General features: G+C 60.7%; 21 protein-coding genes and 4 tRNA genes. All 25 read right to left on the bottom strand.

Translation table 11 applies throughout. The annotated features are described in order from the left end of the window. Positions 1–3: 3 nt before the first annotated feature. The 25 genes from rplB to FB597_RS15540 all read right to left on the bottom strand — a co-directional run bounded on the left by rplB (position 4) and on the right by FB597_RS15540 (position 25,378). A complete protein-coding gene (gene rplB / locus FB597_RS15660; RefSeq protein WP_141917780.1) occupies positions 4–831 on the bottom strand; it encodes a 50S ribosomal protein L2 in 828 nt (275 codons plus the stop codon). Continuing rightward, positions 831–1,148 carry a 50S ribosomal protein L23 gene (gene rplW, locus FB597_RS15655; protein WP_050469957.1) on the bottom strand — a complete coding sequence of 106 codons (318 nt, stop codon included), beginning with the start codon at positions 1,146–1,148 and terminating at the stop codon, positions 831–833. The genes rplB and rplW overlap by 1 nt, the downstream gene beginning before the upstream one ends. Beyond that, positions 1,145–1,765: a 50S ribosomal protein L4 gene (rplD, locus tag FB597_RS15650; protein WP_050469959.1), complete on the bottom strand. Its 621-nt coding sequence runs from the start codon at positions 1,763–1,765 to the stop codon at positions 1,145–1,147. The genes rplW and rplD overlap by 4 nt, the downstream gene beginning before the upstream one ends. A 3-nt stretch (positions 1,766–1,768) precedes the next feature. Beyond that, complete coding sequence (gene rplC / locus FB597_RS15645) at positions 1,769–2,437, bottom strand: 50S ribosomal protein L3 (RefSeq protein ID WP_186442796.1); 669 nt, start codon at positions 2,435–2,437, stop codon at positions 1,769–1,771. 151 nt (positions 2,438–2,588) lie between these two features. After that, positions 2,589–2,906, bottom strand: coding sequence for a 30S ribosomal protein S10 (gene rpsJ / locus FB597_RS15640; RefSeq protein WP_006464935.1), 318 nt, complete (start codon positions 2,904–2,906; stop codon positions 2,589–2,591). Between the two features lie 81 nt (positions 2,907–2,987). Next, positions 2,988–4,178: an elongation factor Tu gene (tuf, locus tag FB597_RS15635; RefSeq protein ID WP_141917755.1), complete on the bottom strand. Its 1,191-nt coding sequence runs from the start codon at positions 4,176–4,178 to the stop codon at positions 2,988–2,990. A gap of 94 nt (positions 4,179–4,272) precedes the next feature. Next, a complete protein-coding gene (gene fusA, locus FB597_RS15630; RefSeq protein ID WP_141917775.1) occupies positions 4,273–6,378 on the bottom strand; it encodes an elongation factor G in 2,106 nt (701 codons plus the stop codon). 126 nt (positions 6,379–6,504) lie between these two features. Next, a complete protein-coding gene (rpsG, locus tag FB597_RS15625) occupies positions 6,505–6,975 on the bottom strand; it encodes a 30S ribosomal protein S7 (protein WP_079217283.1) in 471 nt (156 codons plus the stop codon). Positions 6,976–7,130: 155 nt separating this feature from the next. Further along, positions 7,131–7,514, bottom strand: coding sequence for a 30S ribosomal protein S12 (gene rpsL / locus FB597_RS15620; RefSeq protein WP_008113040.1), 384 nt, complete (start codon positions 7,512–7,514; stop codon positions 7,131–7,133). A 419-nt stretch (positions 7,515–7,933) separates the two neighbouring features. Further along, entirely contained in the window at positions 7,934–12,181 is a 4,248-nt protein-coding gene (gene rpoC / locus FB597_RS15615; protein WP_144770025.1) for a DNA-directed RNA polymerase subunit beta', read from the bottom strand. Between the two features lie 249 nt (positions 12,182–12,430). Further along, on the bottom strand, positions 12,431–16,534 hold the full coding sequence (rpoB, locus tag FB597_RS15610) for a DNA-directed RNA polymerase subunit beta (RefSeq protein ID WP_141917769.1): 4,104 nt from the start codon (positions 16,532–16,534) through the stop codon (positions 12,431–12,433). A 274-nt stretch (positions 16,535–16,808) separates the two neighbouring features. Then, a complete protein-coding gene (gene rplL, locus FB597_RS15605; protein ID WP_141917766.1) occupies positions 16,809–17,189 on the bottom strand; it encodes a 50S ribosomal protein L7/L12 in 381 nt (126 codons plus the stop codon). 95 nt (positions 17,190–17,284) lie between these two features. Beyond that, positions 17,285–17,782 carry a 50S ribosomal protein L10 gene (gene rplJ, locus FB597_RS15600; protein WP_141917763.1) on the bottom strand — a complete coding sequence of 166 codons (498 nt, stop codon included), beginning with the start codon at positions 17,780–17,782 and terminating at the stop codon, positions 17,285–17,287. Positions 17,783–18,104: 322 nt separating this feature from the next. Then, a complete protein-coding gene (gene rplA / locus FB597_RS15595; protein ID WP_141917760.1) occupies positions 18,105–18,800 on the bottom strand; it encodes a 50S ribosomal protein L1 in 696 nt (231 codons plus the stop codon). After that, entirely contained in the window at positions 18,800–19,231 is a 432-nt protein-coding gene (gene rplK / locus FB597_RS15590; protein ID WP_007875265.1) for a 50S ribosomal protein L11, read from the bottom strand. The genes rplA and rplK overlap by 1 nt, the downstream gene beginning before the upstream one ends. A gap of 161 nt (positions 19,232–19,392) precedes the next feature. After that, positions 19,393–19,983 (bottom strand): transcription termination/antitermination protein NusG, encoded by a 591-nt coding sequence (nusG, locus tag FB597_RS15585; RefSeq protein WP_141917758.1) that lies wholly within the window; start codon positions 19,981–19,983, stop codon positions 19,393–19,395. A gap of 1 nt (position 19,984) precedes the next feature. Next, positions 19,985–20,365, bottom strand: a complete 381-nt coding sequence (gene secE / locus FB597_RS15580) for a preprotein translocase subunit SecE (protein ID WP_050470338.1) — start codon at positions 20,363–20,365, stop codon at positions 19,985–19,987. A 32-nt stretch (positions 20,366–20,397) separates the two neighbouring features. After that, positions 20,398–20,473, bottom strand: a tRNA-Trp gene (locus tag FB597_RS15575). 75 nt (positions 20,474–20,548) lie between these two features. Continuing rightward, complete coding sequence (tuf, locus tag FB597_RS15570) at positions 20,549–21,739, bottom strand: elongation factor Tu (protein ID WP_144770024.1); 1,191 nt, start codon at positions 21,737–21,739, stop codon at positions 20,549–20,551. A gap of 85 nt (positions 21,740–21,824) precedes the next feature. Further along, positions 21,825–21,899, bottom strand: a tRNA-Thr gene (locus tag FB597_RS15565). Between the two features lie 47 nt (positions 21,900–21,946). Beyond that, positions 21,947–22,020 (bottom strand) — tRNA-Gly (locus FB597_RS15560). Between the two features lie 58 nt (positions 22,021–22,078). Further along, positions 22,079–22,164, bottom strand: a tRNA-Tyr gene (locus FB597_RS15555). A 128-nt stretch (positions 22,165–22,292) separates the two neighbouring features. Next, entirely contained in the window at positions 22,293–23,555 is a 1,263-nt protein-coding gene (locus tag FB597_RS15550) for an AmpG family muropeptide MFS transporter (protein WP_144770023.1), read from the bottom strand. A gap of 81 nt (positions 23,556–23,636) precedes the next feature. Beyond that, the gene (gene metW / locus FB597_RS15545) at positions 23,637–24,239 is read right to left on the bottom strand and encodes a methionine biosynthesis protein MetW (RefSeq protein ID WP_141917751.1); all 603 of its coding nucleotides are present in this window, start codon (positions 24,237–24,239) and stop codon (positions 23,637–23,639) included. Beyond that, complete coding sequence (locus FB597_RS15540; protein WP_141917748.1) at positions 24,236–25,378, bottom strand: homoserine O-acetyltransferase; 1,143 nt, start codon at positions 25,376–25,378, stop codon at positions 24,236–24,238. The genes metW and FB597_RS15540 overlap by 4 nt, the downstream gene beginning before the upstream one ends. Positions 25,379–25,609: the final 231 nt, after the last annotated feature.

Raw genomic sequence — 25,609 nt, 5'->3', positions numbered from 1 at the left:
CCCTTATTTCTTGCCGCGACGCGAGACAATCATCGAAGTCGTACGCTTGTTGCTACGAGTCTTCTTGCCCTTGGTCTGCTGACCCCACGGCGAAACCGGGTGACGGCCAGCCGCAGTCTTACCTTCACCACCACCGTGCGGGTGGTCGACCGGGTTCATGACCACACCGCGAACGGTCGGGCGGATACCGCGCCAACGCGTCGCACCGGCCTTGCCGATCTTGCGCAGGTTGTGCTCGCCGTTGCCGACTTCGCCGATGGTGGCGCGACATTCGATGTGAACGCGACGCACTTCACCGGAACGCAGGCGAACCTGGGCGTAGGTGCCTTCACGCGCCATCAGTACCACGGCAGCGCCGGCGGTACGGGCGATCTGTGCGCCCTTGCCCGGCAGCATTTCCACGCAGTGGATGGTGGTGCCGACCGGAATGTTGCGGATCGGCAGGGTGTTGCCCGACTTGATCGGCGCTTCCGAGCCGCTGATCAGCGAATCACCCACGGTCAGGCCCTTGGGAGCGATGATGTACTTGCGCTCGCCGTCCGCGTAGCACAGCAATGCGATGTGCGCGGTACGGTTCGGGTCGTATTCGATACGCTCGACCTTGGCAGGAATACCGTCCTTGTTGCGACGGAAGTCGACAACGCGGTAATGCTGCTTGTGGCCACCGCCGATGTGGCGGGTGGTGATGTGACCGTTGTTGTTGCGGCCAGCGGTCTTGGACTTCTTTTCGACCAGCGATGCCAGCGGACGGCCCTTGTACAGGTCGGGATTAACGACCTTGACCATACCGCGCCGGCCGGGCGAGGTCGGCTTAACTTTTACGAGTGCCATTATTTAGCCTCCTCGGTGAAGTTGATCTCTTGACCCGGCTTCAGGCTGACGAAGGCGCGACGGGTGTGGTTGCGACGGCCCATGGTCTTGCCGGAGCGCTTTTGCTTGCCCTGGCGGTTTGCCACTTGCACGGACTCGACTTCCACCTTGAACAGCAGTTCGACAGCGGCCTTGACTTCCAGCTTGGTTGCATCCTTGGCGACCAGGAAAACGACTTGCTCGTTCTTCTCGGCCACGAAGGTTGCCTTTTCAGAGATGACCGGCGCCAGCAGCACCTTCATCAGGCGCTCTTCGCTATGTTTCACGATTGCGTTCATGCCAGCAACTCCTCAATCTTTGCCAGAGCCGACTTGGTGATCAAGATATTCTTGAAGTACACCAGCGACACGGGATCAGCCTGACGCGGCTCAACCACCAGCACGCCCGGCAGATTGCGGGATGCCAGCAGCAGGTTCTCGTCCAGGCTGTCGGTGATCACGAGCACCGAATCCAGGCCCATGCCCTTCAGCTTCTGGGACAACAGCTTTGTCTTCGGCGCTTCGACGGCGAAATTCTCAACGACCGACAGGCGGCCTTCGCGTGCCAACTGAGACAGGATCGAGCAGACGCCTGCGCGATACATCTTCTTGTTGACCTTGTGCGTGAAGTTTTCGTCGGGCGAGTTCGGGAAGATGCGACCACCACCGCGCCACAACGGCGACGAGGACATACCGGCGCGTGCGCGGCCGGTACCCTTTTGGCGCCAGGGCTTCTTGGTGGTGTGACTGACTTCTTCACGATCCTTTTGCTTGCGGTTGCCGCTGCGAGCATTCGCTTGGTAGGCAACCACGACCTGGTGGATCAGGGCTTCGTTGTAGTCGCGGCCGAAAATGGTATCCGGTGCGGCGACGTTCGAAGCAGCTTGACCTTGGTCATTCAGGAGCTTCAGTTCCATTGATCAGGCCCCCTTCTTCGCTTTGACTTTGACTGCGGGCGAAACGATCACTTGACCGTTCTTGGCGCCGGGAACGGCGCCCTTGACCAGCAGCAGCTGACGTTCGGCGTCGACACGGGCGATTTCCAGGTTCTGCACCGTGGTGGTAACATCGCCCAGATGGCCGGTCATGCGCTTGCCCGGGAACACGCGGCCCGGATCCTGCGCCATACCGATGGAGCCAGGAACGTTGTGCGAACGGGAGTTACCGTGGGTCGCGCGACCCGACGAGAAGTTGTAACGCTTGATGGTACCGGCGTAGCCCTTACCGATCGAGACGCCCTGGACGTCCACTTTCTGACCGACTTCGAACATGCCGATGCCCACGACCTCGCCTGCCTTCAATTCGGCAACCTTGGCGGCGTCAACACGGAATTCTTTGAGAACGGTACCAGCTTCAACGCCAGCTTTGGCGTAGTGGCCGGCAGCGGCTTTGGTCACGCGGGAAGCGCGACGCTGACCGAAGGTCACCTGAACAGCGGAATAACCATCCACTTCAGGCGTTTTGATTTGTGTCACGCGGTTGTTGGACACGTCCAGCACGGTCACAGGGATCGAATCCCCATCTTCCGTGAAGATGCGCATCATACCAACCTTGCGACCAACAAGGCCCAGGCTCATTGTTTTCTCCATTCCCGCCTGCGATTGGGCGGGGCTGATGTTCGTACTACCAATAATTGCGGGCTCCGCAGACGCAAAACCCACATCGAAGCCGAGCATTATAGCCCGGAATAAAAAAGCGCACAACCATAGGTTGTGCGCTTTTCCAACACATTGCCTGCTTTTATTGCAGCTTGATTTCTACATCAACGCCAGCGGGCAGGTCCAGCTTCATCAATGCGTCAACCGTCTTGTCGGTCGGATCGACGATATCCATCAGGCGCTGATGGGTACGGATTTCGAACTGGTCGCGCGAAGTCTTGTTGACGTGCGGGGAACGCAGGACGTCAAAACGCTGGATGCGGGTCGGCAGAGGAACCGGGCCCTTGACGACGGCGCCGGTACGCTTGGCGGTGTCGACGATTTCCAGTGCGGACTGGTCGATCAGACGATAGTCGAATGCTTTGAGACGGATACGGATTTTTTGGCTAGGAACCGACATGATTTTCCTTTAAAGAACGAACCGGGGATGGGATCATCCCCGGCGATGGTGAAAATTGCTACAGGTATTGCGATCCGACAATCAGTCGAAGATCTTGGCGACGACGCCGGCGCCGACGGTACGACCGCCTTCACGGATAGCGAAACGCAGGCCTTCTTCCATCGCGATCGGGTTGATCAGTTGCACGGTGATCGACACGTTGTCGCCCGGCATGACCATTTCCTTGTCCTTCGGCAGTTCGATCGCGCCGGTCACGTCCGTGGTACGGAAGTAGAACTGCGGACGGTAGTTGTTGAAGAACGGGGTGTGACGGCCGCCTTCGTCCTTCGACAGGACATAGATCTCGCCGGTGAAGTGCTTGTGCGGCTTGATCGAACCCGGCTTGGCCAACACCTGGCCACGCTCCACGTCTTCACGCTTGGTGCCGCGCAGCAGCACGCCAACGTTGTCGCCAGCTTGACCCTGGTCCAGCAGCTTGCGGAACATTTCCACGCCGGTGCAGGTGGTCTTCTGGGTGTCGCGGATACCGACGATTTCGATTTCTTCGCCAACCTTGACGATGCCGCGCTCGACACGACCGGTCACCACGGTGCCGCGGCCCGAGATCGAGAACACGTCTTCCACCGGCATCAGGAAGGTACCGTCAACGGCACGTTCCGGCGTCGGAATGTAGCTGTCCAGCGCTTCGGCCAACGCCATGATCGCCTGCTCGCCCAGCGGACCCGTGTCGCCTTCCAGCGCCAGCTTGGCCGAACCCTTCACGATTGGCAGGTCGTCGCCCGGGAACTCGTACTTCGACAGCAGTTCGCGCACTTCCATTTCCACCAGCTCCAGCAGCTCGGCGTCGTCCACCATGTCGGCCTTGTTCAGGAACACGATGATGTAAGGAACGCCAACCTGGCGCGACAGCAGGATGTGTTCGCGCGTCTGCGGCATCGGGCCGTCTGCGGCCGAGCACACCAGGATCGCGCCGTCCATCTGCGCTGCACCGGTAATCATGTTCTTGACGTAGTCGGCGTGGCCGGGGCAGTCAACGTGCGCGTAGTGGCGGTTTGCAGTTTCGTATTCGACGTGCGCGGTGTTGATCGTGATGCCGCGCGCCTTTTCTTCCGGCGCCGCGTCGATCTGGTCATATGCCTTCGCTTCGCCGCCGAACTTCTTCGACAGGACGGTCGCAATCGCTGCGGTCAGCGTGGTCTTGCCGTGGTCAACGTGGCCAATCGTGCCCACGTTCACGTGCGGCTTGGTCCGCTCAAACTTGCCTTTTGCCATTTTAGATTTCCTTCAAGGAACGAATGTTTGCTTAACGTTAAACAGTGATCCGCCCCACACGGGACGGATCGATACTTTCTCGACTTACTTGACCTTACTTGGCCTTCGAAGTGACGATCGCGTCGATCACGTTCTTGGGCGCTTCGGAGTAGTGCTTGAATTCCATCGAGTAGGTTGCGCGGCCTTGCGTGGCCGAACGCAGCGTCGTCGAGTAACCGAACATTTCCGACAGCGGGACTTCAGCCTTGATGATCTTGCCGCCACCGCCGGCGATTTCATCCATGCCCTGCACCATGCCGCGGCGGGACGACAGGTCGCCCATCACGGTACCGGCGTAATCTTCCGGCGTTTCCACTTCGACCGCCATCATCGGCTCCAGGATCACCGGGCTGGCGCGACGGCAACCTTCCTTGAACGCCATCGAACCGGCCATGCGGAACGCGTTTTCGTTCGAGTCCACATCGTGGTACGAACCGAAGAACAGCGTGACCTTGACGTCAACCACCGGATAACCGGCCAGCACGCCGGTGTTCAGGGTTTCGCGAACACCCTTTTCCACCGCCGGGATGAATTCGCGGGGGACGGTGCCGCCCTTGATCGCGTCGACGAACTCGAAGCCCTTGCCGGCTTCTTGCGGCTCGATCTTCAGCACGACGTGGCCGTATTGGCCGCGGCCGCCCGACTGCTTGACGAACTTGCCTTCGGACTCTTCGCAGGTCTTGCGGATGGTTTCGCGGTAGGCAACCTGCGGCTTGCCGACGGTGGCTTCAACGTTGAATTCGCGCTTCATGCGGTCGACGATGATGTCCAGGTGCAGCTCGCCCATACCGGCGATGATGGTCTGGCCCGATTCTTCGTCGGTACGCACGCGGAACGACGGATCTTCTGCGGCCAGGCGGTTCAGGGCCAGGCCCATCTTTTCCTGGTCGGCCTTGGTCTTGGGCTCGACGGCCTGCGAGATCACCGGCTCAGGGAAGACCATGCGCTCGAGCACGACCACGGACTTGTCGTCGCACAGGGTGTCGCCGGTGGTGGTGTCCTTCAGACCCACGACAGCGGCGATGTCGCCTGCCAGCATTTCCTTGATTTCTTCGCGCTGGTTGGCGTGCATCTGGACGATACGGCCAATGCGTTCCTTCTTCGACTTCACCGAGTTCAACACGGTGTCGCCCGAGTTCAGGGTGCCCGAGTAGCAGCGGATGAAGCACAGCTGGCCGACGAACGGGTCGGTAGCGATCTTGAACGCCAGGGCGGAGAACTTCTCGTCGTCCTTGGCTTCGCGCACGACCGGCTCGTCGTCTTCGTTGAGGCCCGGAACCGGCGGGATGTCGACCGGCGACGGCAGGTATTCGATCACGCCGTCCAGCATGGCCTGCACGCCCTTGTTCTTGAATGCGGTGCCGCACATCATCGGGACGATTTCGCCCGAGATGGTGCGCTGGCGGATCGCGCCCTTGATTTCGGCTTCGGTCAGGTCGCCTTCTTCCAGGTACTTGTTCATCAGGTCTTCCGACGCTTCGGCGGCGGTCTCGACCAGGTTTTCACGCCACTTCTGGGCTTCAGCCTTCAGGCCTTCCGGAATGTCGCGGTAGTCGAACTTCATGCCCTGGCTGGCGTCGTCCCAGTAGATCGCGCGCATCTTGACCAGGTCGATCACGCCTTCGAAGTTTTCTTCGGCGCCGATAGGCACTTGCATCGGGATCGGGTTGGCCTTCAGGCGAGCGCGCATCTGCTCGTACACCTTGAAGAAGTTGGCGCCGGTACGGTCCATCTTGTTGACGAATGCCAGACGGGGAACCTTGTACTTGTTGGCCTGGCGCCACACGGTTTCCGACTGCGGCTGCACGCCGCCGACTGCACAGTAGACCATGCAGGCGCCGTCCAGGACGCGCATCGAGCGCTCGACTTCAATGGTGAAGTCGACGTGGCCCGGGGTATCGATGATGTTGATGTGGTGGGCCGGGAAATTGTTCGCCATGCCCTTCCAGTAACAGGTGGTGGCAGCCGACGTAATCGTGATGCCGCGCTCTTGCTCCTGCTCCATCCAGTCCATGGTGGCGGCGCCATCGTGCACTTCACCGATCTTGTGGTTCACGCCTGTGTAAAACAGCACGCGCTCGGTCGTGGTGGTTTTACCTGCATCGATGTGCGCGGAAATACCGATATTGCGGTAGCGCTCAATGGGGGTCTTGCGAGCCATGATTTATTCCTAAGTCTTTAATGCACGAAACCGAGCGTCAATTTTTTCAAATAAACGCTCGGCTCGAACCAATTCAGATATAGACAAGGGCCCTGCCGATGCAACGAGGGCCCCGTCCTGTCTTTGTTAGAAGCGGAAGTGCGAGAACGCCTTGTTCGCTTCAGCCATACGGTGAACTTCATCCCGCTTCTTCATTGCGCCGCCGCGGCCTTCGGCCGCTTCCATCAATTCGCCGCCCAGGCGTTGCGGCATGGACTTCTCGCTGCGCTTGTTGGCGGCTTCACGCAGCCAACGCATCGACAGGGCCATACGGCGCACCGGACGCACTTCAACAGGCACCTGGTAGTTGGCGCCGCCAACGCGGCGCGACTTGACTTCAACCATCGGCTTGCAGTTGGCCAGCGCGGCGGCGAACACTTCCAGCGGGTCCTTGCCGGACTTTTGCTGGATGTGGTCAAACGCGCCATAGATGATGTTTTCGGCAACCGACTTCTTGCCCGACAGCATCAGGACGTTGACGAACTTGGCGACATCAACATTGCCGAACTTCGGATCCGGCAGAATTTCCCGCTTGGGGACTTCACGACGACGTGGCATTTCAATTCCTTTCAATCTTCAGTTGAGTGGGCGAACCCTGAGACTTCGCTTTCAACATCGCCTGCACTCGCGGAGACCATCATGATCTCCACTTACTCGGCCCATCCGGACCGACACTTTTACCAGGCGACTAGCGCCATGATAAAGACCAATTATTACTTCTTCGCTGCCTTGGCGCGCTTGGCGCCGTACTTCGAGCGGGCTTGCTTACGATCCTTGACGCCCTGGGTATCCAGTGCACCGCGAACCATGTGGTAACGCACACCCGGCAAGTCCTTCACACGGCCGCCGCGGATCAGCACGACGCTGTGTTCTTGCAGGTTGTGGCCTTCGCCGCCGATGTACGAAATGACTTCGAAACCGTTGGTCAGGCGCACCTTGGCGACCTTACGCAGCGCGGAGTTCGGCTTCTTCGGGGTGGTGGTGTAAACGCGGGTGCAAACGCCGCGCTTCTGCGGGCTGTTTTCCAGCGCCGGCGATTTGCTCTTCACGATCGCGGAGACGCGTGGTTTGCGAATCAGTTGATTGATGGTTGGCATCGTTTTAATCCAACAAAGTACGACATTGAAAACAGGTTCCGGAAACGGTTGCCCGGAACCACACAAGAAACTTGCGCGAGAGAAACCGCGCGTTTCGATTTAAGACCGGGAGGGAGATAAGCGTCGCAACAGCGAAACTTCAGACCAAAGAACGCATAAGCCCGGGCGAGCCTAAATTCGAGAACTCGCGAGTATATGCCTGAAAGGCCATTTGGTCAACCCGGTCGGGCCTTTTACCCTGTTGGCAGGCTTTCTGACGCCAAATTACGACGTTTGGCATATGTCAATCAAGCAACATTGGACAGTCTGCCGCCCCAGATAAAAAAACGGCACCGGAAGCTATTCCGGTGCCGCTTCTGTCTTGCATGACGCTCACTCGGAGGCTAAGGCGGCCGATGCTTCCGGCCGCCTCAGGCAACTCAAGCTTCGCCTTCGTTGCCGCCGCCAATGGCTTCGGCCGACGGCGCTTCTTCGTTGAACACATCCGCGTGGGATGCGCGTTCGGCTTCGAGCAACGCTGCGCGCTCTTCGGCTTCCCAGACATCCTTTTCCTTGCGAGCGCGGTGGAAGGCCAGGCCGGTGCCCGCCGGGATCAGGCGGCCGACGATCACGTTTTCCTTCAGGCCGCGCAGGCCGTCCTTCTTGCCCATGATGGCCGCTTCGGTCAGCACGCGGGTGGTTTCCTGGAACGATGCCGCCGAGATGAAGGAGTCGGTCGACAGCGATGCCTTGGTAATACCCAGCAGGACGTTCTCGTAAGTCGCCGGCAGCTTGCCTTCGGCGGTCACGCGGTCGTTCTCGTCCAGCAGTTCCGAACGCTCGACCTGCTCACCGGTGATGTAGCTGGTATCGCCCGGCTCCACCACTTGCACGCGGCGCAGCATCTGGCGCACGATCACTTCGATGTGCTTGTCGTTGATCTTCACGCCTTGCAGGCGGTACACGTCCTGCACTTCGTCGACGATGTAACGCGCCAGCGCTTCGATACCCAGGAGACGCAGGATGTCCTGCGGATCGGCCGGGCCGTCCACGATCATTTCGCCCTTGTTCACCACCTGGCCGTCGTGCACCAGCACTTGCTTGTCCTTGGTGATCAGGAACTCGTGCTTGGTGCCTTCCATGTCGGTGATTTCCAGGCGCTGCTTGCCCTTGGTTTCCTTGCCGAACGCCACCGTGCCGGTGACTTCGGCCAGCATGCCGGCGTCCTTCGGCGAACGCGCTTCGAACAGTTCGGCCACGCGCGGCAGACCGCCGGTAATGTCACGGGTCTTCTGCGACTCGGTCGGGATACGCGCCAGCACTTCACCGACGTGCACCTGCTGGCCATCCTTGACGGTGATCAGCGCGCCGACCTGGAAGCCGATGGTCACGGCGTGCTCGGTGCCGGCGATCTTGACTTCTTCGCCTTGCTCGTTCAACAGCTTGACCTGCGGGCGCATGACCTTGGCAGCCGACGAACCGCGGCGCTTGGCGTCGATCACCACCAGGGTCGACAAGCCGGTGACTTCGTCGATCTGCTTGGCAACGGTGGAGCCTTCTTCCACGTTCTCGAACTTCACGGTACCGGTGTACTCGGTGATGATAGGACGGGTCAGCGGATCCCAGGTCGCCAGTGCGGTGCCGGCCTTGATCACCAGGCCGTCCTTGACGATCAGGGTGGCGCCGTACGGCACTTTGTGGCGCTCGCGCTCACGGCCCAGGTCGTCGGTGATCAGCACTTCGCCGGAACGCGAAATGACGATCAGCTCGCCCTTGCCGTTGGTCACGTAACGCATCGCCGCGGTGAAGCGCACGGTGCCGTTGGACTTGGCTTCCACCGACGATGCCACCGCCGCACGCGATGCCGCGCCGCCGATGTGGAAGGTACGCATGGTCAGCTGGGTGCCCGGTTCGCCGATCGACTGCGCGGCGATCACGCCCACGGCTTCGCCGGCGTTGACCAGCAGGCCGCGGCCCAGGTCGCGGCCGTAGCACTTGGCGCACAGGCCATAGCGGGTGTCGCAAGTCAGCGGAGTACGAACCTTCACTTCATCGATACCCAGGCGTTCGATCTCTTCGACCGCGTCTTCGTCCATCAGGGTGCCGGCTTCGTACAGGGTCGCCTGGTCTTCCGGATTGATGATGTCAGTAGCGGCGACGCGGCCGAGGATACGGTCGCGCAGCGCTTCGATGACTTCACCGCCTTCGACCAGCGCCTTCATCGACGCGCCGTTGGAGGTGCCGCAATCGTCTTCGATCACCACCAGATCCTGGGTCACGTCCACCAGACGGCGGGTCAGGTAACCCGAGTTCGCGGTCTTCAGCGCGGTGTCGGCCAGACCCTTACGGGCGCCGTGCGTCGAGATGAAGTACTGCAACACGTTCAGGCCTTCGCGGAAGTTCGCGGTAATCGGCGTTTCGATGATGGAGCCGTCAGGCTTGGCCATCAGGCCACGCATACCGGCCAGCTGGCGAATCTGCGCCGCCGAACCGCGGGCACCGGAGTCGGCCATCATGTAAATCGCGTTGAACGATTCCTGCGTGGTCTTCTTGCCTTCGCGGGTGACGACGTCTTCCACCTTCAGCTGGTCCATCATGGCCTTGCCGACTTCGTCGCCGGCCTTGCCCCAGATGTCCACCACCTTGTTGTAGCGCTCGCCGGCGGTCACCAGACCGGAGGCGTACTGCTGCTCGATCTGCTTGACTTCGCTTTCGGCAGCCGCGATCAGGGTCGCCTTTTGCGGCGGCACCAGCATGTCGTCCACGCAGATCGAGATACCGGCGCGGGTCGCCAGGCGGAAGCCCGACTGCATCAGCTGGTCGGCGAACACCACGGTGGCGCGCAGGCCGCACTTGCGGAACGACGTGTTGATCAGCTTCGAGATTTCCTTCTTCTTCAGCGCGCGGTTGAGCACCGAGAACGGCAGGCCCTTGGGCAGGATCTCGGACAGGATGGCGCGGCCGACGGTGGTCTCGTAGCGCTTGATGGTCTTGACGAACTCGCCGGTCGCCGGATCCTTCGGATGCTCGACGATACGCACGGTGATGCGGGTGGCCAGCTCGACTTCCTTGTTGTCGTACGCGCGGATGACTTCCGACACGTCCGGGAACATCATGCCTTCGTTCTTGCCGTTGATGGCTTCGCGGGTCGCGTAATACAGACCCAGCACGATATCCTGCGACGGCACGATCGACGGTTCGCCGTTGGACGGGAACAGGATGTTGTTGGAGGCCAGCATCAGGGTGCGGGCTTCCATCTGCGCTTCGATCGACAGCGGCACGTGGACGGCCATCTGGTCGCCGTCGAAGTCGGCGTTGAACGCCGCGCAAACCAGCGGGTGCAGCTGGATCGCCTTGCCTTCGATCAGCACCGGCTCGAACGCCTGGATGCCCAGGCGGTGCAGCGTCGGCGCGCGGTTGAGCATGACCGGGTGTTCGCGGATGACTTCTTCCAGGATGTCCCAGACCACCGGCTCTTGCGCTTCCACCAGCTTCTTGGCGGCCTTGATGGTGGTCGACAGACCCATCAGTTCCAGCTTGTTGAAGATGAACGGCTTGAACAGTTCCAGCGCCATCAGCTTGGGCAGGCCGCACTGGTGCAGCTTCAGTTGCGGACCCACCACGATGACCGAACGGCCCGAGTAGTCGACGCGCTTGCCCAGCAGGTTTTGACGGAAACGGCCGCCCTTGCCCTTGATCATTTCAGCCAGCGACTTCAGCGGACGCTTGTTGGCGCCGGTCATCGCCTTGCCGCGACGGCCGTTGTCCAGCAGCGAATCGACCGCTTCCTGCAGCATGCGCTTTTCGTTGCGCGTAATGATTTCAGGTGCGCGCAGTTCCATCAGGCGCTTGAGGCGGTTGTTACGGTTGATGACGCGGCGGTACAGGTCGTTCAGGTCGGAGGTCGCGAAGCGGCCGCCGTCCAGTGGCACCAGCGGACGCAGTTCCGGCGGCAGCACCGGCAGCACTTCCATGATCATCCAGTCGGGCTTGATGCCCGAGCGCTGGAACGCCTCCAGCACCTTCAGGCGCTTGGCGTACTTCTTGATCTTGGCTTCGGACTTGGATTCCTTCAGTTCCTGGCGCAGGGTTTCCGCGTCGCGGTCGATATCGATCGAGCGCAACAGTTCGCGGATGCCTTCGGCGCCCATGAACGCGACGAAATCGTCGCCGTACTCTTCGTACTTGGCGGCGTAGTCGTCTTCGGACATGATCTGGCACTTCTTCAGCGGGGTCATGCCGGGATCGGTCACGACGTAGGCTTCGAAGTACAGCACGCGTTCGATGTCGCGCAGGGTCATGTCCAGCACCATACCCAGGCGGGACGGCAGCGACTTCAGGAACCAGATGTGGGCGGTCGGCGAGGCCAGCTCGATGTGGCCCATGCGCTCACGGCGCACCTTGGCCAGCGTGACTTCAACGCCGCACTTTTCGCAGATGACGCCGCGGTGCTTGAGGCGCTTGTACTTGCCGCACAGGCATTCGTAGTCCTTGATCGGGCCAAAGATCTTGGCGCAGAACAGGCCGTCGCGCTCCGGCTTGAAGGTACGGTAGTTGATGGTTTCCGGCTTCTTGACTTCGCCGTAGGACCACGAACGGATTTTCTCGGGCGACGCCAGGCCGATCTTGATGGCGTCGAATTGTTCGTTTTGCTGAACTTGCTTGAATAGATCGAGCAGTGCTTTCATGTATCACTCCAGGTTGGCGTGAAAAACGCTAGTCCATCGATTGGCCGTTTCGTCCTGCTTAACCCTGTTCGCATCGGCGGGCGAGCCGGCGGGCCTTGCGCCCTGCGGTTCCACCGATACCGGGACAGGCGTCCACGGCCTACAACTGAGACTTCTTGGATTACTGGTATTGCTTGAATTCTTGACTGCCTGCCGACGCACCGGCGGGGCGCGACGGCATCAGCCGCGGCGCCCCTCCTGCGCATCAGGTCATTCGCGTTCCAGGTCGATGTCGATACCCAGCGAGCGGATTTCCTTCACCAGCACGTTGAAGGATTCCGGCATGCCGGCGTCGATCACGTGGTCGCCCTTGACCAGGTTCTCGTAGACCTTGGTACGGCCGTTCACGTCGTCGGACTTCACGGTCAGCATTTCCTGCAGCACGTAGGACGCGCCGTAGGCTTCCAGCGCCCACACTTCCATTTCGCCGAAACGCTGGCCGCCGAACTGCGCCTTGCCGCCCAGCGGCTGCTGGGTCACCAGCGAGTACGGGCCGGTGGAACGGGCGTGCATCTTGTCGTCGACCAGGTGGTGCAGCTTCAGGTAGTGCATGTAGCCGACGGTGACGGTGCGCTCGAAAGCTTCGCCGGTACGGCCGTCGTACATGGTGACCTGGTTCTTCGACGGCGTCATGCCCAGCTGCTTGGCGATCGGGTCCGGATAGGCCAGATCGAGCATGCGGCGGGTTTCCTTCTCGTGCGCGCCGTCGAACACCGGCGTGGCGAACGGAACGCCCTTCTTCAGGTTGGACACCAGCTCCAGGATTTCATCGTCGCTGAACTTGTCCAGCTCTTCCTTCTTGCCCGACTCGTTGTAGATGGTGGTCAGGAACTTGCGCAGTTCCGCGACCTTGGCTTGCGCCTGCACCATCTCGCCCAGGCGCAGGCCCAGGCCCTTGGCTGCCCAGCCCAGGTGCACTTCCAGCACCTGGCCGACGTTCATACGCGACGGCACGCCCAGCGGGTTGAGCACGATGTCGGCGGGAGTACCGTCGGCCATGTGCGGCATGTCTTCGATCGGCAGGATGCGCGACACCACACCCTTGTTGCCGTGACGGCCCGCCATCTTGTCGCCGGGCTGCAGGCGACGCTTCACGGCCAGGTAGACCTTGACCATCTTCTGCACGCCTGGCGGCAGTTCGTCGCCCTGGGTCAGCTTCTTGCGCTTCTCTTCGAAGGCCAGGTCGAACTGGTGGCGCTTCTCGGCGATCGATTCCTTGATCGCTTCCAGCGCGTTGGCCAGGTCATCGTCGGCCGGACGGATGTCGAACCAGTGGTACTTGTCCAGGTCGTCCAGGTATTCCTTGGTCAGCTTGGTGCCCTTGACCAGCTTCTTCGGGCCGCCGTTGGCGACCTTGCCGATCAGCAGGCGCTCCAGACGCTGGAAGGCGTCGCCTTCCACGATACGCAGCTGGTCGTTCAGGTCCAGGCGGTAGCGCTTGAGTTCATCGTCGATGATCTGCTGGGCGCGCTTGTCGCGCTGGATGCCTTCGCGGGTGAACACCTGCACGTCGATGACGGTGCCGACCATGCCCGAGGGCACGCGCAGCGAGGTGTCCTTCACGTCCGAAGCCTTTTCGCCGAAGATCGCGCGCAGCAGCTTCTCTTCCGGCGTCAGCTGGGTCTCGCCCTTCGGGGTGACCTTGCCGACCAGGGTATCGCCCGCCTCGACTTCAGCGCCGATGTAGGTGATGCCGGACTCGTCCAGGCGCGCCAGCTGGTTCTCGGCCAGGTTCGAGATGTCGCGGGTGATTTCTTCCGCGCCCAGCTTGGTGTCGCGCGCGACTACCGACAGTTCCTCGATGTGGATCGAGGTGTAGCGGTCATCGGCCACGACCTTCTCGGAGATCAGGATCGAGTCTTCGAAGTTGTAGCCGTTCCACGGCATGAACGCCACCAGCATGTTCTGGCCCAGCGCCAGTTCGCCCAGGTCGGTCGATGCGCCGTCGGCGATGACGTCGTGCTTGGCGACGCGGTCGCCGACCTTGACGATCGGACGCTGGTTGATGTTGGTGTTCTGGTTGGAACGGGTGTACTTGATCAGGTTGTAGATGTCCACGCCGACTTCGCCGGCTTGCGCCTCGTCGTCGTTGACGCGGATCACCACACGGCCGGCGTCGACGTAGTCGACCACGCCGCCGCGCAGCGCCTGCACGGTCGTGCCCGAGTCAACCGCCACGGTACGCTCGATGCCGGTGCCGACCAGCGGCTTTTCCGGACGCAGGCAAGGCACGGCCTGGCGCTGCATGTTGGCGCCCATCAGCGCGCGGTTCGCATCGTCGTGCTCGAGGAACGGGATCAGCGAGGCCGCCACCGACACCACCTGGCCCGGGGCCACGTCCATGTACTGCACGCGTTCCGGCGAGACCAGGATGGTTTCGCCGGCTTCACGCGCCGACACCAGTTCGTCGGACAGCTTGCCGTCGGTGATGGTGGCGTTGGCCTGGGCGATCACATAACGGCCTTCTTCGATGGCCGACAGGTAGTCGATCTGGTTGGTCACCTGGCTGTTCTCGACCTTGCGGTACGGGGTTTCCAGGAAGCCGTATTCGTTCAGGCGGGCGTACAGCGCCAGCGAGTTGATCAGGCCGATGTTCGGGCCTTCCGGCGTTTCGATCGGGCACACGCGGCCGTAGTGGGTCGGGTGCACGTCGCGCACTTCGAAGCCGGCGCGTTCGCGGGTCAGGCCGCCAGGGCCCAGGGCGGAAACGCGGCGCTTGTGCGTGATTTCCGACAGCGGGTTGGTCTGGTCCATGAACTGCGACAGCTGCGACGAACCGAAGAATTCGCGGATCGCGGCCGAAATCGGCTTGGAGTTGATCAGGTCGTGCGGCATCAGGTTGTCCGCTTCGGCCTGGCCGAGGCGTTCCTTGACGGCGCGCTCGACGCGCACCAGGCCGGCGCGGAACTGGTTTTCCGCCAGTTCGCCCACGCAACGCACGCGGCGGTTGCCCAGGTGATCGATGTCGTCGACTTCGCCGCGGCCGTTACGCAGTTCGACCAGGATCTTGATGACCGCCAGGATGTCCTCGTTGGACAGGGTCATGGTGCCGGTCAGCTCGTCGCGGCCGACGCGACGGTTGAACTTCATGCGGCCCACGGCCGACAGGTCGTAGCGGTCTTCGCTGTAGAACAGGCCGTTGAACAGCGCTTCCACCGATTCTTCGGTCGGCGGTTCGCCAGGACGCATCATGCGATAGATCGCAACACGGGCAGCGGTCTGGTCGGCGGTGTCGTCGGTGCGCAGGGTCTGCGAGATGTAGCCGCCCTGGTCGAGGTCGTTGGTGTACAGCGTCTGGATGGCCGAGATGTTGGCTTCGCGCAGCTTGGCCAGCAGTTCTTCGGTCAGTTCGTCATTGGCGCTGGCGATGACTTCGCCGGTGTCGCCGTCGACGATGTTCTTGGCCAGCACGCGGCCCAGCAGGTAGTCCTCGGGAACCGAGATGTGCTTGATGCCGGCGGCTTCGATGTCGCGCACATGCTTGGCATTGATGCGCTTGTCCTTGGCCACCATCACCTTGCCCGACTTGTCGGTGATGTCGAAACGCGCGACTTCACCGCGCAGGCGCTCGGAGACGAACTCCATGTCGGCGCCTTCGGCGTGCAGGTTGAAGTTGTCGAACACGAAGAAGTTCGCCAGGATCTGCTCGGACGTCATGCCGATGGCCTTGAGCAGGATCGTGACCGGCATCTTGCGGCGACGGTCGACGCGGAAGAACAGGATGTCCTTCGGATCGAATTCGAAGTCCAGCCAGGAGCCGCGGTAAGGAATGATGCGCGCCGAGAACAGCAGCTTGCCCGACGAGTGCGTCTTGCCGCGGTCGTGTTCGAAGAACACGCCCGGCGAACGGTGCAGCTGGGACACGATCACGCGCTCGGTGCCGTTGATGACGAAGGAACCGGTGGTGGTCATCAGGGGCAGTTCGCCCATGTAGACTTCCTGTTCCTTCATTTCCTTGACGACCGGCTTGGTCGGCGATTCACGGTCCAGGATCACCAGGCGCACCTTGGCACGCAACGGCGAAGCGAACGTCAGGCCGCGCTGCTGGCATTCCTTGACGTCGAACGGGGGAGCGCCCAGCACATACGACAGGAATTCAAGACGCGCAAAACCATTGTGCGAAACGATGGGGAAAATCGAGGTGAAGGCAGATTGCAGGCCTTCGTTCTTACGGCTCGACGGTAAAGCGTCGGACTGCAGGAACGTCTGGTACGACTCGATTTGAGTCGCAAGCAGAAACGGAACGTTGTGGACGTTTGCGCGCTTCGCGAAGGACTTGCGAATGCGCTTCTTCTCAGTAAATGAGTAGTGCATGGACACTCCGTGAGTGACAGGAAGGATAGATAGTTCAAGACTCGATTCGCACCGTGCGGCCCGGAGGCACTGGAAACCGGTATCTCAAATCTTCAAGTGTCAACCCTTGGTTTTTGCCCGAATCGCGCTTAATATTCCGGGCAACGGAAGATTGCAGCGCATCAAAATCGAACAAAAATAAGAAACGACAAAGGAGCCAAAGCCGAATCCCTTTTTCAAGGGATTCTGCACTTTGACTCCGGCGTAACAACTCGCCTTGGTTGGCAAGCAGAAATTACTTCAGTTCTGCCTTGGCGCCAGCTTCTTCCAGCTTCTTCTTGGCTGCTTCGGCGTCGGCCTTGGCGATGCCTTCCTTCAGCGGCTTCGGTGCGCCGTCGACCAGGTCCTTGGCTTCCTTCAGGCCCAGACCGGTGATTTCGCGGACTGCCTTGATGACGCCAACCTTGTTCGCGCCGACTTCGGCCAGAACAACGGTGAACTCGGTTTGCTCTTCAGCAGCAGCAGCGCCGCCAGCAGCGCCGCCAGCAGGACCGGCAACGGCCATCGCCGCAGCGGAAACACCAAACTTCTCTTCGAATGCCTTGACCAGGTCATTCAGTTCCATCACGGACAGCGCGCCTACGGCTTCCAGGATATCTTCTTTGCTAATTGCCATTTGAAACTCCTAAATTTATTTCGGTAATAACATCAGATTGGTAGTGACGCGGAACGTCGAAACTGCAGAGACAGCCGCCATCAGGCGGCCGCGCATCATGCGGCTTCGGCTTCCTTCTTGGCTGCCAGGGCAGCCAGGCCACGCGCGAAGCCCGACACCGGAGCCTGCATCATGCCCAGCAACTGGGCCAGCAGAACTTCGCGGCTTGGGATGTTTGCCAACGCGGTCACGGCAGCCTTGTCGAGCTGCTTGCCTGCGTAGTTACCCGCCTTCACAACCAGCTTGTCGTTGGACTTGGCAAAGTCGGCGACGACTTTGGCAGCGGCAACGGCATCTTCCGAGATCGAATAGATCAGCGGACCGGTCAGTTGTGGGGCGAGGTCGGCAAACTGAGTGCCTTCAACGGCGCGACGAGCCAGCGTGTTTTTCAACACGCGCAGGTACACGCCTTGGGCACGCGCTTGTGCGCGCAGTTGCGTCAAGGAACCAACCTGGATGCCACGGTATTCGGCCACGACGATAGTTTGCGCAGTTGCAACCTTTGCGGAAACTTCGGCGACGACGGCCTTCTTGTCATTCAGATTGAGACTCAAGATCAACCTCCAAAAATAGTGCTCGGCCATGACACAGGCGGAGATGCCTGCTTGCCTTACACCGGTTCGAACACGGCGTCCGAGGTTTAGGAGTTCATTGCAGCATAGTGCGAAGAAAATGCGGCCTGAGACTACAAAACTTGTTCGGGTTCACCATCTGCGCTGGGTCGATTGCATTCGCATGCGCTCTGTTTAACTTCTTCCGGCAATCCAGCCCGGCGTCCGCCCAACGGTCTTTGATTGCCTGCAGCGGCCAGACTTCAACCGCTACAGCCCAAAGATGCGCCCCGCTCCCTGACGGAAACGGGGACTTGATTCCTTCTTAAGCAGCCAGGGAAGCCTGGTCAACGCGCACGCCGGCGCCCATGGTGGACGACAGAGCGATCTTGCGCAGGTAGATACCCTTGCTGCTGGCCGGCTTGGCCTTGTTCAGCGCATCGATCAGGGCCAGCAGGTTGGCCTTCAGATCGGCGTCGGAGAACGACTTGCGGCCGATAGTGGCGTGGATGATGCCAGCCTTGTCGGTACGGTATTGCACTTGACCAGCCTTGGCGTTCTTGACGGCGGTGGCGACGTCCGGGGTCACGGTGCCGACCTTCGGGTTCGGCATCAGGCCGCGCGGGCCCAGGATCTGGCCCAGGGTACCGACGATACGCATGGTGTCGGGCGAAGCGATCACGATGTCGAACGGCATGTCGCCGGCCTTCACGCGCTCTGCCAGATCTTCCATGCCGACCACGTCAGCGCCGGCGGCCTTGGCGGCCTCAGCCTTGTCGCCCGAGGCGAACACGGCCACGCGCACGGTCTTGCCGGTGCCGGCAGGCAGAACGACGGAACCGCGAACGACTTGGTCCGACTTCTTGGCGTCCACGCCCAGCTGGACGGAAACGTCGATCGATTCATTGAATTTCGCAGTGGCGAATTCCTTGATCAGGGAAACGGCGTTATCGAACGGATAAGCCTTGGTGCGATCGATCTTGTCCTTGATCGCCTTGACGCGCTTGGATACCTTAGCCATTACAGACCCTCCACCGTGATGCCCATCGAACGTGCGGAACCAGCGATGGTACGCACTGCAGCTTCCAGATCAGCAGCGGTCAGATCCGGCTTCTTCTGGGTTGCGATCTCTTCCGCTTGCTTGCGGGTGATCTTGCCGACCTTGTCGGTGTGCGGCTTGGCCGAACCCTTCTGGATACCGGCAGCCTTCTTGATCAGGATGGTCGCCGGCGGCGTCTTCATCACGAAAGTGAAGGACTTGTCCGCGAAGGCGGTGATCACGACCGGAATCGGCAGGCCCGGCTCGACGCCTTGCGTCTGCGCGTTGAACGCCTTGCAGAATTCCATGATGTTCAGACCGCGCTGACCCAGCGCCGGACCGATCGGGGGGGAGGGGTTTGCTTTACCAGCTGGCACTTGCAGCTTGATAAAACCGATAATCTTCTTTGCCATGACGGCTCCTGTGTTGATTGAGTTTTAGCGCCTGTTCATTCGCCTTGCGGCTCTTTACTGTGGCTCCTCGGCTTGCCGGATTGGCCGAACGGGGATACCCGTGCGACGCGCTCCTGCGGGCGCTTGTTCTGTTTTGCGGAGAGTGAGATTCCGGGAAGGGATCAGACTTTTTCCAGCTGGCCGAATTCGAGCTCGACCGGGGTGGCGCGACCGAAGATGGTGACCGATACGCGCACGCGCGATTTTTCGTAGTTCACTTCTTCGACGTTGCCGTTGAAATCGGTGAACGGGCCTTCCTTGATGCGCACCATTTCGCCGACTTCGTACAGCACCTTCGGACGCGGCTTTTCGACGCCCTCTTGCATCTGCTGCATGATCTTGTCGACTTCATGCGGGGGAATCGGCGTCGGACGGTTCGACTTGCCGCCGATGAAACCGGTGACCTTGCTAGTGTTCTTGACCAGGTGCCAGGTTTCGTCGGTCATTTCCATTTCGACCAGCACATAACCCGGGAAGAAGCGGCGCTCGGTCACCGACTTGTGACCGTTCTTCATGTCGACGACTTCCTCGGTCGGCACCAGGATCTGGCCGAACTGCTCTTGCATGCCGGCGCGGGTGATGCGCTCGGTCAGCGCACGCTGGACGCTCTTTTCCATGCCGGAATACGCATGCACCACGTACCAGCGCTTTTTTCCGGCGCCTGAAACGCTTTGCGCACCAATCGGTGCGCTGTCTTGTGTGCTATCGCTCATGTTATTTCCAGCCCAAAATTACGTCGTACAACAGGAATTCGAGCAACTTGTCCGTACCCCAGAGGAAGATCGCCATGACCAATACGAAGGCGAAGACCACTGCGGTCATCTGCATCGCTTCCTTGCGGGTGGGCCAGACGACTTTCTTGGTTTCGCGAACCGATTCCTTGGCGAAACCGACGAAGCCGCGGCCTTGCGCAGAGGTCCAGGCAAATGCAATCGCCACCAGCAGACCGGCGACCAGGGCGAGAGCACGCACCGGAGTCGACTGGTCAGACAACACAAAAAAACCGACCACACCTGCGACGACGGCAACGATTGCCAAGGCAATCTTGATCTTGTCGTTGGAGGTATTGACGGTTTGAACAGGCTGGCTAGACATTATTTACTTTCAGTACCCTGCACCTGATTCGGTGGCAGGGGCGGAGGGCATCGAACCCCCAACCTTCGGTTTTGGAGACCGACGCTCTGCCAATTGAGCTACGCCCCTACAAAAACTCTCGATTGAGACACGAATGCCGCGATGCGAAATTCGCAGCGCGGCAAGGTGTTTTACAGCTTGATCTTAGTCGAAGATCTTGGCGACGACGCCGGCGCCGACGGTACGACCGCCTTCACGGATAGCGAAACGCAGGCCTTCTTCCATCGCGATCGGGTTGATCAGTTGCACGGTGATCGACACGTTGTCGCCCGGCATGACCATTTCCTTGTCCTTCGGCAGTTCGATCGCGCCGGTCACGTCCGTGGTACGGAAGTAGAACTGCGGACGGTAGTTGTTGAAGAACGGGGTGTGACGGCCGCCTTCGTCCTTCGACAGGACATAGATCTCGCCGGTGAAGTGCTTGTGCGGCTTGATCGAACCCGGCTTGGCCAACACCTGGCCACGCTCCACGTCTTCACGCTTGGTGCCGCGCAGCAGCACGCCAACGTTGTCGCCAGCTTGACCCTGGTCCAGCAGCTTGCGGAACATTTCCACGCCGGTGCAGGTGGTCTTCTGGGTGTCGCGGATACCGACGATTTCGATTTCTTCGCCAACCTTGACGATGCCGCGCTCGACACGACCGGTCACCACGGTGCCGCGGCCCGAGATCGAGAACACGTCTTCCACCGGCATCAGGAAGGTACCGTCAACGGCACGTTCCGGCGTCGGAATGTAGCTGTCCAGCGCGTCGGCCAACGCCCTGATCGCCTGCTCGCCCAGCGGACCCGTGTCGCCTTCCAGCGCCAGCTTGGCCGAACCCTTCACGATTGGCAGGTCGTCGCCCGGGAACTCGTACTTCGACAGCAGTTCGCGCACTTCCATTTCCACCAGCTCCAGCAGCTCGGCGTCGTCCACCATGTCGGCCTTGTTCAGGAACACGATGATGTAAGGAACGCCAACCTGGCGCGACAGCAGGATGTGTTCGCGCGTCTGCGGCATCGGGCCGTCTGCGGCCGAGCACACCAGGATCGCGCCGTCCATCTGCGCTGCACCGGTAATCATGTTCTTGACGTAGTCGGCGTGGCCGGGGCAGTCAACGTGCGCGTAGTGGCGGTTTGCAGTTTCGTATTCGACGTGCGCGGTGTTGATCGTGATGCCGCGCGCCTTTTCTTCCGGCGCCGCGTCGATCTGGTCATATGCCTTCGCTTCGCCGCCGAACTTCTTCGACAGGACGGTCGCAATCGCTGCGGTCAGCGTGGTCTTGCCGTGGTCAACGTGGCCAATCGTGCCCACGTTCACGTGCGGCTTGGTCCGCTCAAACTTGCCTTTTGCCATTTTAGACTCCTAACTATTTGATGAGAATGTCCAGGCAACACGCCCGACGATTGCTGACTTGCCTCAGCGAAACGACTCAAGAAACTGGTGCCCTTGACGTGGATTGAACACGTGGCCTCTCCCTTACCAAGGGAGTGCTCTACCACTGAGCTACAAGGGCATTTTTGCCAATTGCACAACTACCAAACATGCAACCGGACCAAAACTTGGAGCGGGTGAAGGGAATCGAACCCTCGTCTTAAGCTTGGAAGGCTTCAGCTCTACCATTGAGCTACACCCGCGAGGAAACAACTTTCACTTCACTGCCGCCGAATCTTTCGTTCGACTTTCCCGACTAAATGGTGGAGAGGGCTGGATTCGAACCAGCGTACTCGTAAGAGGGCAGATTTACAGTCTGCTGCCATTAACCACTCGGCCACCTCTCCGCGCAGGGAACTCAAAACTATAGTGGAACACTTTTCGATTGTCAACTAAAAGAAGAGCCGGAGCATGCTTTTTATTGACTTGGCGAGAGTTGCTCTCAGGAATGACGCGACGACGTTTTTTCGAATCTTCAGGCTTTTCTTGTCTGCGACTCAACCGGCTTTTCATTCCAGGGCGCAATTCTAGGCAACATCAGCATTCCAGGCAAGGCAAGAACGAAGCAAATGACAAAAAAAGTCAGCCAGCCCGTTTCTGCCACCACATACCCGACCGAGGAATTGACGAAAGTACGCGGCACCGCCATCAGGCTGGTGAACAGGGCGAACTGCGTGGCCGTATAGCGGGGGTCGGTTTCCCGCATGATGTAGGCGACGAAAGCCGTGGTGCCCAATCCCACGCCGAAAGCCTCCAGGCCGATCACCGCGGCCAGCGTCGGCAGGCTCGCGCCGACATGCGCCAGCCAGGCAAAGCCGAGGATGGGGATCGCCTGCAGCACGCCGAACACCCATAACGCGCGATTGATGCCCAGCTTCACCATCCAGATGCCGCCGATGATGCCGCCCGCCACACTGGCCCACAGGCTGGTGGTCTTGGAGACCACGCCGATCTCGGTCATCGAGAAGCCGAGGTCGATATAGAACTTGGTGGCCAGCGCCGTGGCCATGCTGTCGCCCAGCTTGTAGAAGAAGATAAAGCCCAGCACCCATGCCGCACTGCGCCAGCCGCCGCGCGCGATGAATTCGCGGAACGGCAGCACCACCGCCTCGTAGAGGCTCTTGGGCGGCACGCCATACACCTTGGGTTCCTTGACCAGCAACGAGCAGAGCAGCCCCGGCAGCATGAAGGCGGCGGTGATCCAGAACACGCTGGCCCAGGGCATGCGGTCGGCCAGCACCAGCGACAGCGCGCCCGGCACCATGCCCGACAGCTTGTAGGCGTTGACATGGATGGCGCTGCCCAGGCCGAGTTCATCATCAGGCAGGATTTCGCGCCGGAAGGCATCGATGGCGATGTCCTGGCTGGCCGAGAGGAAGGCCACCACCGAGGCCATGAAGGCGATCGTCGGCACCTGGGTCAGCGGATCGAGCATTCCCATGCAACCGATGCCCAGGAACAGCAACAGCTGGGTAAAGAACATCCAGCCGCGTCGGCGCCCCATCTTGCCGAAGTGGAAGCGGTCCATCAGCGGCGACCAGACGAATTTCCACGTATACGGAAACATCACCAGCGCGAACAGGCCGAGCGTTTTGACATTCAGGCCCGACTTCGCCAGCCATGCCTGCAACAGGCTCAGCAGGATGAACAGCGGCAGGCCGGAGGTGAAACCGAGGAAGACGCAGATAAGCATGCGCCGGTTCAGGTATTGGCGCCAAATGGCGTCAGGTGCTGTCATAGGCGAGAGTCTGGTGAAAGGGGAAATGAAAAACGCCGGCGAACCGGCGTTTGCGACACGGGATGGCGCTGCTGCGCCAGCCTACTTCTTGCGCAACCTGAACACGGCGACGCTGCCGCGCCAGTTGGGCAGATAACGCACCGGCTTGCCATCCTTGAGCGCCACGCATTCCAGCACTTCCAGCCCGACCGCGTTGGCCAGCGCCTCGAAATCCCTGATCGTGGCGCAGCGCAGGTTCGGCGTATCATACCACTGGTATGGCAGCGTCTTGGACACCGGCATGCGCCCGCGCAACAGCGCCACGCGGTGCGGCCAGTACGCGAAATTGGGGAAGGAAACCGTGGCCTCGCGCCCCACCCGCGCGATCTCGCGCAACGTGCCTTCCACATCCTTGACCATCTGCAATGCCGACAGGCACAGCACGGTATCGAAGGCGTTGTCCTCGAACATCGCCAGCCCGCCGTTCAAGTCCTGCTGGATGACCGAGACATTGCGCGCCACGCACTTGGGAATCTGCTCGTCGTCGATCTCCACGCCATAGCCCACGCACTGCTTGTCGCTTTGCAGGTAGTCCAGCATCACGCCATCGCCGCAGCCCAGGTCCAGCACGTTGGATTGCTCGCGCACCCAGTGGGCGATGAACGCCAGGTCCGGGCGCAGCCCGCTCAATTCGTTGAAAGTCATGCGCGGCCCTCCTGCGCCAGTTCATTCCAGATGCTTTGGTAGTACTCGCGCACCACCTTCATATAGCGCGCATCGTCCAGCAGGAAAGCGTCGTGCCCATGCGGCGCGTCGATTTCCGCATACGACACGCGGCGCTTGTTGGCCACCAGCGCCTGCACCATCTCGCGGCTGCGTTCCGGGGAAAAGCGCCAGTCGGTGGTAAACGACACCAGCAGGAACTTGGCCTGGGTGCGGCTGAAGGCCTTGGCCAGGTCGCCGCCGCCGAACTCGCGCGCGGGATCGAAATAGTCGAGCGCCTTGGTGATCAGCAGGTAGGTGTTGGCATCGAAGTAGGTAGAAAACTTGTCGCCTTGGTAGCGCAGGTAGGACTCGATCTCGAAATCGATGCCATAGCCGAACTGATAACTGCCCGAGCGCAGGTCGCGGCCGAATTTCTCGGCCATGTCATCGTCCGACAGATAGGTGATGTGCCCCACCATGCGCGCCACGCGCAGCCCGTTCTTGGGCACCACGCCGTGCGCATAAAAATCGCCGCCGTGGAATTGCGGATCGGTCAGGATGGCCTGGCGCGCGACATCGTTGAAAGCGATATTCTGCGCCGACAGCTTGGGGGTGGACGCGATCACCAGGCAATGGCGCAGGCGCTCCGGATACATCAGGCTCCAGGCCAATGCCTGCATGCCGCCCAGCGAGCCGCCCATGACGGCGGCGAACTGCGCGATGCCGAGGCGGTCGGCCAGCAGTGCCTGGGCGTTGACCCAGTCTTCCACCGTGACCACCGGGAAATCGGCGCCATAAGGCTTGCCGGTGGCCGGGTTGGCATGCATCGGCCCGGTCGAGCCGAAACAGGAGCCCAGGTTGTTGACGCCGATGACGAAGAACTTGTCGGTATCGAGCGCTTTGCCGGGGCCCACCATGTTGTCCCACCAGCCGACATTGTCGGGATCGTCGGCATACACGCCGGCGACGTGGTGCGAAGCGTTGAGCGCATGGCACACCAGCACGGCGTTGGATTTGTCCGCATTGAGCGTGCCGTAGGTTTCATAGGTCAGCGAATAATCCGCCAGCGCCGCGCCCCCTTGCAGCGGGAGCGGCTCGGCGAAATGCATGACCTGGGGCGATACGATTCCAATCGACATGATGATTCGGCGTGAGTGGCAAGGCGTCCCGCCAGGCACGCGCATCGCATGCCGGCATGGGACGATCGCTTCGCTTCAGCGAAGGTTTTCCACCTGCTTCCGGGCAAACCCGGAGCAAACCCAGGGCAAAATCGGGGCCGCATCGGGGCAACAAAAAAGCCCGGAAGCATCGCTTGCGGGCTCGTCTTGGGGAGAACTGCTGACTCCAAGCTCGCTTTAGCCGCATTTATA

The organism is Herbaspirillum sp. SJZ099, from assembly GCF_007828355.1.
In the GTDB taxonomy this organism is placed as follows: Bacteria; Pseudomonadota; Gammaproteobacteria; order Burkholderiales; family Burkholderiaceae_D; genus Herbaspirillum.
This window is presented reverse-complemented; position numbering and strand designations above follow the sequence as displayed.

What these genes read in the sequence shown, in the direction of transcription:
- rplB (WP_141917780.1), bottom strand. Translation starts at nt 831, where the DNA reads ATGGCACTCGTAAAAGTTAAGCCGACCTCGCCCGGCCGGCGCGGTATG.
- rplW (WP_050469957.1), bottom strand. Translation starts at nt 1,148, where the DNA reads ATGAACGCAATCGTGAAACATAGCGAAGAGCGCCTGATGAAGGTGCTG.
- rplD (WP_050469959.1), bottom strand. Translation starts at nt 1,765, where the DNA reads ATGGAACTGAAGCTCCTGAATGACCAAGGTCAAGCTGCTTCGAACGTC.
- rplC (WP_186442796.1), bottom strand. Translation starts at nt 2,437, where the DNA reads ATGGAGAAAACAATGAGCCTGGGCCTTGTTGGTCGCAAGGTTGGTATG.
- rpsJ (WP_006464935.1), bottom strand. Translation starts at nt 2,906, where the DNA reads ATGTCGGTTCCTAGCCAAAAAATCCGTATCCGTCTCAAAGCATTCGAC.
- tuf (WP_141917755.1), bottom strand. Translation starts at nt 4,178, where the DNA reads ATGGCAAAAGGCAAGTTTGAGCGGACCAAGCCGCACGTGAACGTGGGC.
- fusA (WP_141917775.1), bottom strand. Translation starts at nt 6,378, where the DNA reads ATGGCTCGCAAGACCCCCATTGAGCGCTACCGCAATATCGGTATTTCC.
- rpsG (WP_079217283.1), bottom strand. Translation starts at nt 6,975, where the DNA reads ATGCCACGTCGTCGTGAAGTCCCCAAGCGGGAAATTCTGCCGGATCCG.
- rpsL (WP_008113040.1), bottom strand. Translation starts at nt 7,514, where the DNA reads ATGCCAACCATCAATCAACTGATTCGCAAACCACGCGTCTCCGCGATC.
- rpoC (WP_144770025.1), bottom strand. Translation starts at nt 12,181, where the DNA reads ATGAAAGCACTGCTCGATCTATTCAAGCAAGTTCAGCAAAACGAACAA.
- rpoB (WP_141917769.1), bottom strand. Translation starts at nt 16,534, where the DNA reads ATGCACTACTCATTTACTGAGAAGAAGCGCATTCGCAAGTCCTTCGCG.
- rplL (WP_141917766.1), bottom strand. Translation starts at nt 17,189, where the DNA reads ATGGCAATTAGCAAAGAAGATATCCTGGAAGCCGTAGGCGCGCTGTCC.
- rplA (WP_141917760.1), bottom strand. Translation starts at nt 18,800, where the DNA reads ATGGCTAAGGTATCCAAGCGCGTCAAGGCGATCAAGGACAAGATCGAT.
- rplK (WP_007875265.1), bottom strand. Translation starts at nt 19,231, where the DNA reads ATGGCAAAGAAGATTATCGGTTTTATCAAGCTGCAAGTGCCAGCTGGT.
- nusG (WP_141917758.1), bottom strand. Translation starts at nt 19,983, where the DNA reads ATGAGCGATAGCACACAAGACAGCGCACCGATTGGTGCGCAAAGCGTT.
- secE (WP_050470338.1), bottom strand. Translation starts at nt 20,365, where the DNA reads ATGTCTAGCCAGCCTGTTCAAACCGTCAATACCTCCAACGACAAGATC.
- tuf (WP_144770024.1), bottom strand. Translation starts at nt 21,739, where the DNA reads ATGGCAAAAGGCAAGTTTGAGCGGACCAAGCCGCACGTGAACGTGGGC.
- FB597_RS15550 (WP_144770023.1), bottom strand. Translation starts at nt 23,555, where the DNA reads ATGACAGCACCTGACGCCATTTGGCGCCAATACCTGAACCGGCGCATG.
- metW (WP_141917751.1), bottom strand. Translation starts at nt 24,239, where the DNA reads ATGACTTTCAACGAATTGAGCGGGCTGCGCCCGGACCTGGCGTTCATC.
- FB597_RS15540 (WP_141917748.1), bottom strand. Translation starts at nt 25,378, where the DNA reads ATGTCGATTGGAATCGTATCGCCCCAGGTCATGCATTTCGCCGAGCCG.